Source organism: Rhodococcus sp. 114MFTsu3.1 (assembly GCF_000383555.1).
In the GTDB taxonomy this organism is placed as follows: Bacteria; Actinomycetota; Actinomycetes; order Mycobacteriales; family Mycobacteriaceae; genus Rhodococcoides; species Rhodococcoides fascians_E.
In genome coordinates this window covers 118,316-133,196 of the sequence record NZ_KB911552.1, presented here as the reverse complement: position 1 = coordinate 133,196, position 14,881 = coordinate 118,316, and the positions used below count along the sequence as shown (strand labels likewise).

Here is a 14,881-nt window from a genome sequence, read left to right as displayed (position 1 = left end):
GGAGTGGGGGACTACTCTCTTGCGTGTGAGATCTATGCGTGGATGCTGCCGCCCTGGGTGCAACCGATCGGCCGTTGCGACGCTCACGTATGTCTACTCCGATTCCACCGCCGTCGTCGGACCACTGGCCACCGTCGACGAGCCTCATTCCTGGGATCTGTGCGAGGTGCATGCCTCGACCACCACGGCACCCAAGGGATGGGAGATGGTTCGGTACGAAGGCGGGTTCACCACGTCGACTCCCGACGAGGACGATCTGACGGCGCTGGCGGAGGCCGTCCGCGAAGCAGGCCGCGGAGATCGCGTCCGCGACGACGTCCCCGGACCCCGTTCCGGTGTCCGGTCCGCTACGGAGTCCACGCAGGACCGCCGCGCAGCCTCGCCCGTCAGAACCGGGCGACGCGGCCATTTGAGGGTGCTTCCCGATCCGACGGCTTGATCGGTAGCCCGAAACTGCAATTGCGGTCCGCTGCTTTGTCGTTCGGATGATCGACCCAGGCATCATTTCTGTCACATCTGGTGTGAGTCATCGCGACGTCCACCTCCATCTGTGACACATTCGTAGGTGAGTGCGGCCTCGATTCGCGCTCGCAGTTGAACCATTCGAAACCCCGAGGAGTCGTTCGTGGCACGCACTGCCGAAGCCGTCAATGCAGTCATCAAGGCCTACGACGTGCGGGGGGTGGTCGGCGAGCAGATCGATGCCGAGTTCGTGCGCGACGTCGGTGCTTCCTTCGCTCGTCTGGTGCGCGAACCCGGCGTCACGCGCATCGTCATCGGCCACGACATGCGGGCATCGTCACCGGAATTGTCGCGTGCGTTCGCCGACGGCGTCACCTCGCAGGGCCTCGACGTGGTGTTGATCGGTCTCGCGTCGACGGATCAGCTGTACTTCGCTTCGGGATCGTTCGACTGCCCGGGCGCGATGTTCACGGCGAGTCACAATCCGGCGAAGTACAACGGCATCAAACTCTGCCGTGCCGGTGCCAAGCCGGTCGGTCAGGACACGGGTCTCGCGACCATCAAGTCCGAGCTCGTCGAAGGCGTCCCGGCATACGACGGGACGCCGGGCTCGGTCACCGAACAAGATGTTCTCGTCGACTACGCGAACTTCGTCCGAGGCCTTGTCGACCTTTCTCAGGTGTCCGGAGTCAAGATCGCTGTCGACGCGGGCAACGGAATGGGCGGCCACACGGTTCCAGCCGTGTTCGACGGATTGCCCGTCACCGTCGAACCTCTGTACTTCGAGCTGGACGGCACGTTCCCCAACCACGAGGCCAACCCTCTCGATCCGGCGAACCTGGTGGATCTGCAGAAGTTCGTGCGGGAGACCGGCGCGGACATCGGGCTCGCCTTCGACGGAGACGCCGACCGATGCTTCGTCGTCGACGAGAACGGCGACCCGGTGTCGCCGTCCGCCGTCACCGGCCTCGTCGCCGAGCGTGAACTGCGCGGCGAACCCGGAGCGACGATCATCCACAACCTGATCACGTCGAGAGCGGTGCCGGAGCTGGTGACCGCGCTCGGCGGTACCCCTGTGCGTACTCGCGTCGGTCACTCGTTCATCAAGCAGCAGATGGCGGAGACCGGAGCGATCTTCGGCGGAGAACATTCCGCGCACTACTACTTCAAGAACTTCTGGGGCGCCGACTCCGGCATGTTGGCTGCGTTGCACGTCCTCGCGGCACTCGGTTCACAGGACCGTCCGCTCAGCGAACTCATGCGCGGGTACGAGACGTACTCGGCGTCCGGGGAGATCAACTCCACCGTCGACGACGCCGCAGCACGGACGTCGGCCGTGCTCGACGCGTTCGCCGAGCGCACCGCGGGCGTCGATCGGCTCGACGGAGTGACGGTGGATCTGAACGGAGGTGCCTGGTTCAACCTGCGTGCGTCCAACACCGAGCCGCTTCTCCGGCTCAACGTCGAGGCTCGTACCTCCGACGAAGTGGATGCCTTGACGACCGAGATCCTCGGCATCGTCCGAGGCTGATCGGCGGAGTATCACCTCGAGCCCGAACTGTATTAATGGACGCGGCGGTGGGTATGCGGGCACCATCGGTGGGAGAAACGGCGAGTCGGATCAGGAAGGACGGTGGCACGCGATGACCACTCTTACGCCTGCACTGGATCTGGACGACTCGGACGCCCTCGCCAAGGCCGACGTCGAAGGCTGGTTGCGCAGCGCGGCGCTGGCCGGCGCACAGACCCGCGCGACGATGTCCTCCTACGAGGACGTCGTCGGTGACCGATTGTCGGATCTCCGTCCCCGCAGTGTGGTGTTCGTGGCCGGCGGCGGCCGAGCCCGCCGAGCCACCGCGATGGTCGTCGCTGCCGTGGGCGCCCGTATCGGCGTCCCGTTGGTCGTGTCGGACGGCACACCGCCGTGGGTCGGACCCCTCGACGTCGTGGTGATCTGTGGAGACGACGCTGGAGATCCCCGGTTGTCCGAGGCCACGTCTGCCGCCGTGCGCCGCGGCGCGGAAACCGTACTCGTCACTCCCGACGAGGGGCCGCTCCGTTCGGCGGCGGCCGGACGTGGGCTGTTCCTGGCGCCGCGCGTGTCGGTGCGTGAACCCAACGCACTGATGCGCTACGTCGCTGCTGCGGTGTGCGTTCTGGGCGCGTTGTCGTCCGGCGCCTACCGAGCGTTGCTTCCCGATCTCGCTCGCCTCGCCGATGCGTTGGACGAGGAAGCGTCGCGAAATCACCCTCGGCACGAGGTCTTTCACAATCCCGCCAAGTCCATCGCGTCGCGCATCTCAGGGCGCCGGGCGGTGTTCACCGGAACGAGCGCACTCGCGGTGGAGACGGCACGGCACGGCAGCGAAGTGCTGTTCCGCGTAGCGGGGGTGGCGGCGGCCTCCGGCGATCTACCGGACGTGGTGGCAGCCGGAGTGCAGGCCACCGGTGCCTCGTCCGAGATGCCGGCCGATTACGACCCGTTCTTCCACGACGACCAACTCGACGGTCCGAAGCCGCAACCCGGCGTCCGGGTGTTCGCGGTGGCCGCGCCGACGGGTGCCCTGGACACGGACCGTCGCACCGCGGCGCTGGACGACGTGGACATTCTCGTCGCGGGGGGCGACGACGCCGTCACGGCGTCCGTTCCTGCAGCGGGCCCTGTCTCCGATCGGGTCGGTCCGCAGACTCCACTGCCGTCCGGGACGGTCGGGGAACTCGAATCGATGACATTGGTGGCCACGCGGCTGGAGATGGCTGCCGCGTATCTACATCTGATGGGCGGTAACTAGTGCAACCACTGCACGGTGCAGTTCGGTCGTACGCGTGGGGATCGAGAACCTCGCTTGCGCAGTTGCAGGGACGGCGAGTGCCGTCCGAGCATCCCGAGGCGGAGATCTGGCTGGGTGCACACCCCGCCGACCCTGCTCGAATCGGGCCGGGTGATTCCGCTCGGTCGCTGCTGGCCGTCATCGACGACGATCCGGACCGTGAGCTCGGAGCTGCCACCTCGCAGGAGTACGGAGGCCGGTTGCCGTTCCTGCTGAAGTTGCTCGCCGCCGACGAACCCCTGTCCCTGCAGGCGCACCCGAGTTCCGTTCAGGCGAAAGAAGGTTTCGCGCGCGAGGAGGCACGTCGAGTACCGATCGATTCTCCCGTCCGTAACTACCGAGACGCGTCGCACAAGCCGGAACTGATCGTCGCACTCACCGAATTCCATGCGCTGGCAGGCTTTCGGTGCCCCAGGCATACCGTCGAATTCATCGACGCGCTCGGCGTCGACGCTCTCTCCGGCTACCGGTCTCTACTCGCCGACCAGCCGGATCAAGCGGGTCTGCGCACCGTGTTCACGTCGTGGATCACGTTGCCGGGTCCTGCCCTCGACGCGCTCCTCCCTCTCGTGGCCGAGGGATGCATCCGGTACCTGTCGACCTCCGCGCACGACGACGACGGCAAATTCGTCGACGAAGCACGAACCTTGTTGGAACTGGGGGAGTCCTACCCCGGCGATGCAGGCGTTCTCGCCGCGCTTCTGCTGAACCGTGTGACGCTGTCACCCGGGCAAGGTCTCTACCTGGATGCCGGCAATCTGCACGCGTACCTGTCCGGCACCGGCGTGGAGATCATGGCCAACTCCGACAACGTTCTCCGTGGCGGACTGACGCCGAAGCACGTCGACGTCCCGGAGCTGCTGAGAGTCCTCGATTTCGAACCCGCTGAGGTGAACATTCTCGATCCCGAGGTGTCCGGTGAGTCGTCGACGATCGTCTACGACACGCCTGCACCGGAGTTCGCGTTGTCCCGCACGGCGTTGGCCGACGGAGCGTCCGAGATCCTCGACAGCGTGGGCCCGCAGATCGTGTTGTGCACGGAGGGTCGGGTGGCCGTGCAGGACGGTGAGGTCGAGCAGATCGTCGAACGCGGGTCGGCAGTGTGGGTCTCGGCAGCGGAAGCCGCCCCGACCGTGACCGCTCGGTGGGGTGACGCCGAGGTGTTCCGCGCGACGGTGGGCAACTTCCGCGTCTGAGGCACGCGTTCGCTCGAGTTGCATCGGGCCGACGTGTCTACGCCTTAGGGTGTTACCGAAGGTGTTCGAGTGACACACACCCGACGGTATCGACAGGTGGAAGCAGAGAAGATGGAACAAGAGCGTTCGACCGGACCCGCTCGCAGAACTGGAATCTTCCGAACGAAATCGGTCGAGGATTCCATCCGCGACACGGACGAACCGGACACCAAGCTGCGCAAGGATCTGAACTCGTGGGACCTGACCGTCTTCGGCGTCGCCGTCGTCATCGGTGCCGGAATCTTCACGTTGACTGCGCGTACCGCGGGCAATGTCGCGGGCCCGTCCGTGTCGCTGGCCTTCGTGCTCGCTGCGGTCGCCTGTGGTCTCGCGGCGCTGTGCTACGCCGAGTTCGCCTCGACCGTTCCGGTGGCAGGTAGCGCATACACGTTCTCCTACGCCACGTTCGGTGAGTTCATCGCCTGGATCATCGGCTGGGACCTGATTCTGGAGTTCGCGCTCGCCTCGTCCGTCGTCGCCAAAGGCTGGTCGTTGTATCTGGGGGAGGTGCTCGGATCCTCGTCGCCGATCGTGACCATCGGCTCGTTGGACGTGGACTGGGGCGCGTTCCTGATCGTCGTCGTCATCACCGTCCTGCTGGCGAGCGGTACCAAACTCTCCTCCCGGGTGTCGTTGGTGATCACCGCGATCAAGGTCGCTGTGGTGTTGCTCGTCGTGGTCGTCGGAGCCTTCTACATCAAGGCCGAGAACTACTCGCCCTACATCCCACCCGCCGAGGAAGGATCGACCGGCGAGGGAATCCATCAGTCCCTGTTCTCCTTCGTCACCGGAGCAGGTGGCAGCACCTTCGGCTGGTACGGACTTCTGGCCGCCGCAAGTCTCGTGTTCTTCGCGTTCATCGGATTCGACGTCGTCGCGACGACCGCCGAGGAAACCAAGGAACCGCAGAAGGCGTTGCCGCGCGGCATCCTCGGATCTCTGGCCATCGTGACCGTCCTGTACGTCGCCGTGACACTCGTTCTGACCGGAATGGTCAAGTACACCGAGTTGGCAGGCGACAGTTCCACATTGGCGACGGCCTTCGATCTGAACGGTCTGACATGGGCCAAGAACATCATCTCGTTCGGTGCTCTCGCCGGTCTGACAACCGTCGTGATGGTGCTGATGCTCGGTCAGACCCGCGTACTGTTCGCGATGTCGCGCGACGGGTTGGTGCCGACCTCGCTGGCGCACACCGGCAAGCGCGGCACTCCGGTTCGCATCACGATCCTCGTCGGTGTGGTGGTCGCGGTACTCGCCGCGTTCTTCCCGATCGGCGTACTCGAAGAGATGGTCAACATCGGCACCCTCTTCGCGTTCGTGCTGGTGTCCATCGGCGTCGTGGTGTTGCGGCGCACCAGACCGGATCTGCCGCGTGGGTTCAAGGTCCCGCTCATGCCGGTCGTTCCCACCCTCGCGGTGGTGGCCTGCCTGTGGTTGATGGTCAACCTGTCGGTCGAGACCTGGCTCCGATTCATCGGTTGGATGGTCATCGGTGTGGTGATCTACTTCGTCTACAGCAAGCGCAACGTGGAGAAGACTCTGCGCGCCCGTGAACAGGCTCGTTCGTCCAAGTAAGAATTCGATCGACGAACCCCTGTTTCGGAACTTCCGCCTGCTATAGGCTTGCCGAACAAACCCGAGGTTTTCTTTTCAGGGGGGATCGAATGAAACGCGCCGGTCACTCGTCCACGGCCGTGGACGAGTCAGCCGGGGGTGGCGTGTCGGGGGACGCGACCGTCGAGCCAGCACGAAGCACCAATGTCGTTCACAAGCGGCGGGCCGGGAAGCGAGCGTTGTGGCTTCTCGGCCTGCTGGCACCCGCGTCGGCCCTACTGCCGTCGCAACTGGTTCTCTGGACCGGAATGCCCATCTTCTGGTGGAGCGGTGTGATGGTGTTCTTCGTCGTGATCCCCGTCATCGACATGCTGGCGGGCGAGGACGGAGACAACCCGTCCGACAGCGACGCCGAGCACATGCAGGAGGACCGGTTCTACCGGTGGTGCACCTATCTTTTCCTCCCCGTCCAATTCGTGACGTTGCTGGTCGCGTGCTGGATGTGGGCGTTCGGTTCACTCGCCGTCATCGACAAGATCGGGCTCGCTGTGACGGTCGGGCTGGTCGCGGGCACGGGAATCAACGCGGCTCACGAGCTCGGTCACCGGATCGAGGAGCACGAGCGGTGGCTTGCGAAGGTCGCGCTGATGCAGACCCTCTACGGTCACTTCTTCGTCGAGCACAACCGCGGTCACCACGTCCGCGTCGCCACCCCCGAGGACCCGGCAAGTGCTCGGTTCGGCGAGAACCTGTACACGTTCCTGCCTCGAAGCGTCGTCGGGGGACTCCTATCCGCGTGGCGGCTCGAGAATCAGCGCCTGCATCGGCGCGGGATCCACCGATGGAGCCCGCAGAACGCCCTGCTGCACACGTGGGCGATGAGCGTCGCACTGTTCGGCACGCTGGTGCTCGTGTTCGGGCTGTCGATCCTGCCGTACCTTCTGCTCCAGGCCGTCGTCGGTGTCCTGCTGCTCGAGACGGTGAACTACGTGGAGCACTACGGTCTGCTTCGAGAGAAGAACGAGCGGGGGCGCTACGAGCGGTGCTCGCCGCGGCACAGCTGGAACAGCGACCGCCTGTGCACCAACATCTTTCTGTACCACCTCCAGCGGCACAGCGACCACCACGCCAATCCGGGCAAGCGCTACCAGACCTTGCGCAGCTGCGACGAGGCCCCGCAGCTACCGGCCGGCTACGCGTCCATGGTGCTCGTCGCCGCCGTCCCTCCGCTGTGGCGTCGAGTGATGGATCGCCGGGTGCTCGCTCACTACGACGGTGACATCACCCGCGCCAACATCCTGCCCCGACGTCGAGACAAGGTTCTCGCCCGACATGGGCTACTCGCGGCGCCCGAGTCGCAGAACCGGACAACTCGTACGGCCGCCTGATTCCGAACGAGGGCGGCGCCACCTGGCCCGAACCCACCGCGAGTCGACCCGATAGCCTGGTGCGGAAACGCAACGCACAACAGGAGAGGCAAGATGACGACCTCAGCACATGCCGGCGGCAGTTCGGCCGCCGGATCGGCACTCACCGCGGACCACCGGGGTGGAATCGACTTCAAGGTCGCAGATCTTTCGCTCGCAGAGTTCGGCCGCAAGGAAATCCGGCTCGCCGAGCACGAGATGCCGGGTCTGATCGCACTCCGACGTGAATACGCGGAGGTGCTCCCGCTCAAGGGCGCCCGCGTCTCCGGGTCACTGCACATGACCGTACAGACGGCCGTTCTCATCGAGACGCTCGTTGCGCTCGGCGCCGAGGTGCGGTGGGCGTCGTGCAACATCTTCTCCACCCAGGACCACGCAGCAGCAGCTGTCGTCGTCGGCCCCCACGGAACCGAGGAGGAGCCCAAGGGCGTCCCGGTGTTCGCGTGGAAGGGCGAGACCCTCGAAGAGTACTGGTGGGCTGCCGAGCAGATGCTCACGTGGCCGGGCGAACCCGCGAACATGATTCTCGACGACGGTGGCGACGCGACTATGCTCGTGCTGCGTGGCGCCCAGTTCGAGAAGGCAGGCGTCGTACCGCCGACCGACGACGATCACGACTCCGACGAGTACAAGGTGTTCCTAGGATTGCTGCGTCGCTCGCTCGAAGAGTCGAAGACCAAGTGGACGGCCATCGCGGAGTCGGTCAAGGGTGTCACCGAGGAGACCACCACCGGCGTCCTGCGTCTCTACCAGTTCGCAGCGGCAGGCGAGCTCACGTTCCCGGCGATCAACGTCAACGACTCGGTCACCAAGAGCAAGTTCGACAACAAGTACGGCACCCGCCACTCGTTGATCGACGGCATCAATCGCGGCACCGACGTTCTCATCGGCGGCAAGGCCGTCCTCGTCTGCGGTTACGGCGACGTCGGCAAGGGCTGCGCCGAGGCACTCAAGGGTCAGGGCGCACGCGTCACGGTCACCGAGGCCGACCCGATCAACGCGCTCCAGGCCCTGATGGACGGATTCGACGTCCGCACCGTCGAGGAGTACATCGACAAGGCCGACATCGTCATCACCTCCACCGGCAACCTCGGCATCATCACCTTCGAGCACATGAAGCGGATGAAGCACCAGGCGATCCTCGGCAACATCGGCCACTTCGACAACGAGATCGACATGGCCGGGCTCGAGAAGGCCGCGGACGTGACGCGTATCAACATCAAGCCGCAGGTCGACGAGTTCCAGTTCAAGGACGGCCACTCGATCATCGTGCTGTCCGAGGGCCGGTTGCTCAACCTCGGCAACGCAACGGGTCACCCGTCGTTCGTGATGAGCAACAGCTTCTCCAACCAGGTCATCGCCCAGATCGAACTGTGGACGAAGCCGAGCGAATACGACAACGAGGTGTACCGCCTGCCGAAGCACCTCGACGAGAAGGTCGCTCGCATTCACGTCGAGGCACTCGGTGGCACCATCACCAAACTGACCAAGGAGCAGGCCGAGTACATCGGCGTCGACGTCGAGGGCCCGTACAAGCCCGAGCACTACCGCTACTAGGTCCCGTCGTGGGCCGTTTGATCGTCATCGAGGGAGTCGACGGCGCGGGCAAGAACACGCTCGCCCGTCGGCTCGTCTCGGCGTGGGAACGCGAACATCTCGAGGTGGTTCGCATCGGCTTTCCGAGGTACGACGCCTCGGTGCACGCCGATCTCGCCGCGGAAGCGTTACGAGGTGAACACGGCGACACCGCGCAGAGCGTCCACGCAATGGCGTTGCTGTTCGCGCTCGACCGCAGGTCGGCCGCGGAGGAGCTACGAAACGCGCTCTCTCACAACGACATAGTGCTGTTGGATCGTTATGTCGCGTCCAACGCGGCGTACACCGCCGCGAGGCTCGACCAGTCCGCGGACGGCGAGGCGGTCGAATGGATCCGCGCCCTCGAATTCGATCGATTCGAGGTACCGATCCCGGACACTCAGATCTTCCTCGACGTGTCGGTGGAACTGGCCGCCTCGCGCGCGGAGTCACGCGAGACCGCGGACGCCTCGCGGACGCGGGATGCCTACGAGCGCGACGGATCGCTGCAATCGCGAACCGCTGCGGTGTACGACGAACTGGCGGCGTCGAACTGGATGTCGCCGTGGCAGGTCGTCGGCGCCGACGTCGACCCCGATCGACTCGCCGCCGACGTGTTCAATCAGCCAACTGACGCCGGGAAAGTGACAACATAGGTCCATGAAGCCTCGGATTCTTGTAGTCGACGACGATTCGGCACTCGCCGAAATGCTGACCATCGTCCTTCGCGGCGAGGGTTTCGAACCGTTCGTGGTCGGCGACGGCACACAGGCGTTGTCCGCGGTACGAGAGAATCGTCCGGATCTCGTGCTGCTCGACCTGATGCTGCCCGGGATGAACGGCATCGACGTGTGCCGTGTTCTACGGGCCGACTCCGGGGTTCCCATCGTGATGCTCACCGCGAAGACGGACACCGTCGACGTCGTGCTGGGTCTCGAGTCCGGCGCCGACGACTACATCATGAAGCCGTTCAAGCCCAAGGAACTGGTCGCTCGTGTGCGAGCACGTCTGCGGCGCACCGAGGACGAGCCGGCGGAGTTGCTCTCCATCGCGGACATCGTCATCGACGTTCCCGCGCACAAGGTCAGCCGAGGGGACGAACTGGTGTCGTTGACGCCGCTCGAATTCGACCTGCTGGTGGCCCTCGCGCGCAAACCGCGTCAGGTGTTCACCCGAGAGGTGCTGCTCGAGCAGGTGTGGGGTTACCGCCACGCCGCGGACACCCGCCTCGTGAACGTCCACGTGCAGCGGTTGCGCGCCAAGGTCGAGAAGGATCCGGAGAATCCTGAGGTGGTGTTGACGGTGAGGGGAGTCGGCTACAAAGCCGGACCGCCGTGATCTGGTCCAACCGTTCGCGGCGTCGAATCAACGGAACGTTCACGCCGCTTCTGCGCTGGTTCAGAGCGCTCACCACATCGATCGGCCATGCGTGGCGCCGGTCGCTGCAACTGCGTGTGGTCGTCTCCACACTCACGTTGTCTCTCGTCGTCATCACCATTCTCGGCGCGGTGCTGACGAGCCAGATCACCGATCGACTCCTCGAAGCGAAGATCACTGCTGCCACGGAGGAACTCGAACGTTCCCGGATGACCGTGGAGGGCGCGCTGGCGGGCGCCGAGGAAACGACGGGTCTCTCCTCGCGTCTGGAACGCGCTCGTGCGCAGCTGACGAGCGGCGGAGTCGACTCCGGGCAGAGCACCGGATCCGCCGGTACGTTCGATCCCGTGCTCATCGTCGATGGAGACGGCATCAGGACGGACTCGTCCATCGGCCCGTCGTCTCAGATCCCGGAGAGCCTTCGGAATTTCGTCCAGGAAGGCCTGATCAGTTGGCAGTACGCCACGGTCAGCGACGCCGAGCAGGGTGACTACACCGGTCCGGCCATCATCTTCGGTACGCCGACCGCGTCGGACATCGCCGACCTGGAGCTGTACCTCGTGTTCCCGCTCGGGAGCGAGGAGCGCACCCTCTCGCTCGTGCGGGGGACGCTGCTGATCGGCGCCGTGGTCCTGCTGGTGTTGCTCGCTGCCATCTCCATGCTGGTGGCCAGGCAGGTCGTGCTGCCGATTCGCTCGGCATCGCGTATTGCCGTTCGATTCGCCGACGGCAGGCTCAAGGAACGGATGCCGGTACGCGGAGAGGACGACATGGCGAGGTTGGCCATGTCGTTCAACGAGATGGCGGAGAGTCTGTCCAAACAGATCACCCAGCTGGAGGAGTTCGGAAGCCTGCAACGAAGGTTCACCTCCGACGTCAGCCACGAGCTACGAACCCCGCTGACGACCGTCCGCATGGCCGCCGATCTGATCCACGACGGCTCGGCCGACCTGGATCCAGCGCTGAAACGATCGTCGGAACTACTGGTCAACGAGCTCGATCGGTTCGAGACCCTCCTCGGCGACCTCCTCGAGATCAGTCGCCACGACGCAGGCGTCGCCGAGCTGGCGTCCGAACAACTCGACCTCCGCATGTGCGCACGGGCCGCGGTGTCCACCATTCGGCATCTCGCGCGGGAGAGCGCGACCGAAGTGATCGTCGACATGCCCGATCACGCGGTCGTCGCCGAGGTCGATCCCCGTCGCGTCGAGCGCATCCTTCGCAACCTGCTGGCCAACGCTCTCGATCACGGCGAAGGCCGCCCGGTTCTGATCCGGCTCAGGGCCAACACCGACGCCGCGGCGTTCGTCGTCAGGGACCAGGGCATCGGCCTGCGTCCGGGCGAAGAGAAGCTGGTGTTCAACCGCTTCTGGCGCTCGGATCCGTCGAGAGTCCGCAGATCCGGTGGCACCGGCCTCGGCCTGGCGATCAGTGTCGAGGACGCCCGGCTGCACGACGGCAAACTGGAAGCCTGGGGAGCCGTCGGCGAGGGGGCATGCTTCCGCCTGACTCTGCCGCTGGTGCGAGGACACAAGGTGATCGGCAGTCCACTTCCGCTCAAGCCGAGCACGCGCAGATACACCCAGGGACAACCGCTTCCGTCCGCGACGGATCGCGCGGACGAACCGAGAGGACCCGGTGCGTCGATCGATTCCGCCGGTTCGATCGGCGCGGACACGGGCGGAGGTCGGTCCACATGACGACGCAGCGCCGACGCACTCGGTTCTCACGCGTCAGCCTCGTGGTCGCTGCGCTGACGAGTCTCGTTCTGATACTGGGCGGATGCGCGAGCCTCCCTGAATCCTCCAGTCCACAGGCAATCGGGTCGCTCACCGCAGGTGCGGCGTCGACAACTCCGCCCCCGCCTGCTTCGGGCCGCGAGCCGGACCTGCTGCTGCGAGATTTCGTGACCGCAAGTGCGGCATCGGCGAACCGACATCAGGCCGCTCGGCAGTTCCTGACCGCCTCGGCGTCGAGTAGCTGGGACGACAGCGCGAAGACCGTCGTCGCCGACAAGATCGATCTCCTCACCGGCATGCGCACCGACACCGAGGCGCAGTTCACGCTCCGATCCAACACCGTCGGTCTCGTGGCACCCGGCGGTGACTACCAAGCAGGAGCAGGCACGGTCGACTCGAACATCAGGATGATCAAGGTCGACGGGGAGTGGCGCATCGACGAACTACCCCCCGGCGTCGTCATCGATCGTTCGCAATTCTTCGGCGCATATCAGCGCAAGTCGCTGTTCTTCGTCGACCCGCTCGGCGCGGCCCTCGTACCCGACGTGCGGTGGGTGAGCGGCGCAGCCGATCAGATGGCCGATCAACTGGTCCAGTTGCTGATCGACGGACCGAAGCCGAGCCTGGCTCCCGCCGTGTCCAACGAACTGGGCAACGGCGTCGGAATTCGCGGGCCCATCACCAAGGCCGACGGGCGAACCTCGCAGGAGGCCATCGGGTCCGGCGGCGGCGTACGGATCGACTTCGGGGGCCTGCAGGCCGTCGACGCCAAGAACCGCGAACTGCTCGCGGCCCAGGTGGTGTGGACGTTGGCGTCGGCAGACATCGCGGGACCGTACGTGCTTCTCGCGGACGGTCAACCCCTCGACAACTCCAAACCCGACGGATGGACGACGGCGGACGTCGGCACCCTCGACCCACTGGCCTCGCCGGAGAACGACGTCGGGTTGCACGCGCTGGTGTCCGGCCGCTTGGTGTCCGTCGACGACAGCGGCACGACGCCGGTGCCGGGCTACTTCGGCACCGTGGAGAATCTGCGGAGCGCAGCGCTGTCGACGGACGGAACTCTCGTCGCAGGTGTCGCCGACACCGGCCGTCCCGCACCCGAACCGTCGTCGGCGTTGATGATCGGCGGCTACGACAGCGGAGCGTTCCCGGTGGCCGAGGGACAGTCGATCACCCGGCCCACGTGGGGAGTGGACAACAACGCGGCGTGGGCGGTCATCGACGGCACCAATGTCATTCGCGCAGCGCGAGATCCGGCCAACGGTCAGGTGTCGGTGCTTCCGGTCGACGCGGGTGCCGTGACGGCTCTCGGATCGCGAATCACCGATCTTCGGCTCTCCCGAGACGGCGTCCGGGCGGCCATGATCGTCGACGGCTTGGTGTACGTCGCGACAGTCGTGCGCCAACCCAACGGAACGTACTCGCTCGTGTCGCCGAAAGCGGTTGCCAACGGACTCGGTAGCGATGCGCTCGCGTTGGATTGGAGTACCGGCGACGCGGTGGTCGTCGTGCGTATCGCGACGGACGTTCCGGTGGTTCAGGTGACCACGGACGGCTCGCGGCTCGATGCGCTGCCGAGTCGAAACCTGACCGCACCTGTGTTGTCGGTCGATGCGTCGACGACGGCCGAGTACGTCGCGGATTCGCGCGCGGTGTTCCAGCTGAACAACAACGATCCGGCGGGGGATCGGTACTGGCGTGAAGTCGCCGGCCTGGCCGGGGTGAAGGCGACTCCGGTACTGCCCGGCTGAGCGCATCGTGTCTGTCGGACCGATCGGTCATACTCCCACGCATGAGCGGTGTGTTGGCGGCGATGTTGGACCTGGCCCTTCCACGTGAATGCGGTGGCTGCGGCCGACCTGGCGCTCAATGGTGCGCGCGGTGCGAGGACGAGTTGGCGAGCCCGCCGATCGCGCTGACTCCACGCGTGGACCCGTTCGTGCCGTGCTGGGCGCTCGGCACGTACGTCGGCGCCCGCCGGGCGGCGGTGCTCGCCCTCAAGGAGCGCAATCGACACGACCTGGCGGCGCCGATAGGCCGAGCCGTCGCGGCAGCGCTACACCACCTGAGGGTGTACGGGCATCTGGATCCACCGGAACTGGCTCGCCTCGTGCTGATACCCGCCCCGACGCGGGCGCGTGCCGCGCGCAGTCGTGGCGGTGATCCGGTGCGCCGGTTCGCCGCCGATGCCGCAGCTGCGCTGTGGCCGGAACCGGTGTCGATGGTGCCTGCACTCGCGATGGCGCACGGCGTACGGGATTCCGTCGGTCTCGGTGCCGCACAGCGCGCGGCCAACATCTCCGGCAGGATTCGAGTGCGTCGCGGTGCGCCTGCTCTCGAACTCGGCTGCGGCGCAGGCTCGGCCACCTCGGTGCTGCTGATCGACGACGTGATGACCACGGGTGCAACCGCCGCCGAATCGGTAAGAGTGCTAAAGGAATTCGGAGTCCCGGTCGACGGAGTCCTGGTGGTGACGGCAGTCTGAGACTCCCATGGACTGCTCCATCCGTGATGGGACCGCGACGTGACTGAACAAGTACTGAGAATGTCGGCGAATTCCGCGTGAACGGTGGCACACCGGCGGATGACCGACTAACGTCGCAGTCACGTACTTGCAGAGCAAGAACCGGTGGTTCCGCTGTGTGAGGCGATGCGACTTCTCGTTACGTGGA

At 65.6% G+C, this 14,881-nt stretch carries 12 protein-coding genes; all 12 read left to right on the top strand.

Annotated features, from left to right (window positions below):
- The first annotated feature begins 34 nt into the window (after window positions 1-34).
- The 12 genes from H292_RS0116790 (at window position 35) to H292_RS0116735 (ending at window position 14,694) form a co-directional block, all read left to right on the top strand.
- Window positions 35-439, top strand: a complete 405-nt coding sequence (locus tag H292_RS0116790; protein WP_020112123.1) for a DUF3499 domain-containing protein — start codon at window positions 35-37, stop codon at window positions 437-439.
- Window positions 440-625: 186 nt separating this feature from the next.
- On the top strand, window positions 626-1,993 hold the full coding sequence (locus H292_RS0116785; RefSeq protein WP_020112122.1) for a phosphomannomutase/phosphoglucomutase: 1,368 nt from the start codon (window positions 626-628) through the stop codon (window positions 1,991-1,993).
- Window positions 1,994-2,105: 112 nt separating this feature from the next.
- The gene (locus H292_RS0116780) at window positions 2,106-3,254 is read left to right on the top strand and encodes a hypothetical protein (RefSeq protein ID WP_020112121.1); all 1,149 of its coding nucleotides are present in this window, start codon (window positions 2,106-2,108) and stop codon (window positions 3,252-3,254) included.
- Complete coding sequence (gene manA / locus H292_RS0116775) at window positions 3,254-4,489, top strand: mannose-6-phosphate isomerase, class I (RefSeq protein WP_026347952.1); 1,236 nt, start codon at window positions 3,254-3,256, stop codon at window positions 4,487-4,489. The genes H292_RS0116780 and manA overlap by 1 nt, the downstream gene beginning before the upstream one ends.
- Window positions 4,490-4,600: 111 nt before the next feature.
- A complete protein-coding gene (locus tag H292_RS0116770) occupies window positions 4,601-6,106 on the top strand; it encodes an amino acid permease (RefSeq protein WP_027498874.1) in 1,506 nt (501 codons plus the stop codon).
- An 89-nt stretch (window positions 6,107-6,195) separates the two neighbouring features.
- Entirely contained in the window at window positions 6,196-7,473 is a 1,278-nt protein-coding gene (locus H292_RS0116765) for an alkane 1-monooxygenase (RefSeq protein ID WP_020112119.1), read from the top strand.
- Between the two features lie 93 nt (window positions 7,474-7,566).
- Window positions 7,567-9,069, top strand: coding sequence for an adenosylhomocysteinase (gene ahcY, locus H292_RS0116760; protein WP_019666120.1), 1,503 nt, complete (start codon window positions 7,567-7,569; stop codon window positions 9,067-9,069).
- 8 nt (window positions 9,070-9,077) lie between these two features.
- The gene (locus H292_RS0116755; protein ID WP_019666119.1) at window positions 9,078-9,743 is read left to right on the top strand and encodes a dTMP kinase; all 666 of its coding nucleotides are present in this window, start codon (window positions 9,078-9,080) and stop codon (window positions 9,741-9,743) included.
- 4 nt (window positions 9,744-9,747) lie between these two features.
- On the top strand, window positions 9,748-10,425 hold the full coding sequence (gene mtrA, locus H292_RS0116750) for an MtrAB system response regulator MtrA (RefSeq protein ID WP_008717777.1): 678 nt from the start codon (window positions 9,748-9,750) through the stop codon (window positions 10,423-10,425).
- The gene (mtrB, locus tag H292_RS0116745; RefSeq protein WP_020112118.1) at window positions 10,422-12,164 is read left to right on the top strand and encodes an MtrAB system histidine kinase MtrB; all 1,743 of its coding nucleotides are present in this window, start codon (window positions 10,422-10,424) and stop codon (window positions 12,162-12,164) included. The genes mtrA and mtrB overlap by 4 nt, the downstream gene beginning before the upstream one ends.
- Window positions 12,161-13,960, top strand: a complete 1,800-nt coding sequence (gene lpqB, locus H292_RS0116740) for an MtrAB system accessory lipoprotein LpqB (protein WP_020112117.1) — start codon at window positions 12,161-12,163, stop codon at window positions 13,958-13,960. The genes mtrB and lpqB overlap by 4 nt, the downstream gene beginning before the upstream one ends.
- Before the next feature lie 41 nt (window positions 13,961-14,001).
- Window positions 14,002-14,694, top strand: coding sequence for a ComF family protein (locus tag H292_RS0116735; RefSeq protein WP_019666116.1), 693 nt, complete (start codon window positions 14,002-14,004; stop codon window positions 14,692-14,694).
- Window positions 14,695-14,881: the final 187 nt, after the last annotated feature.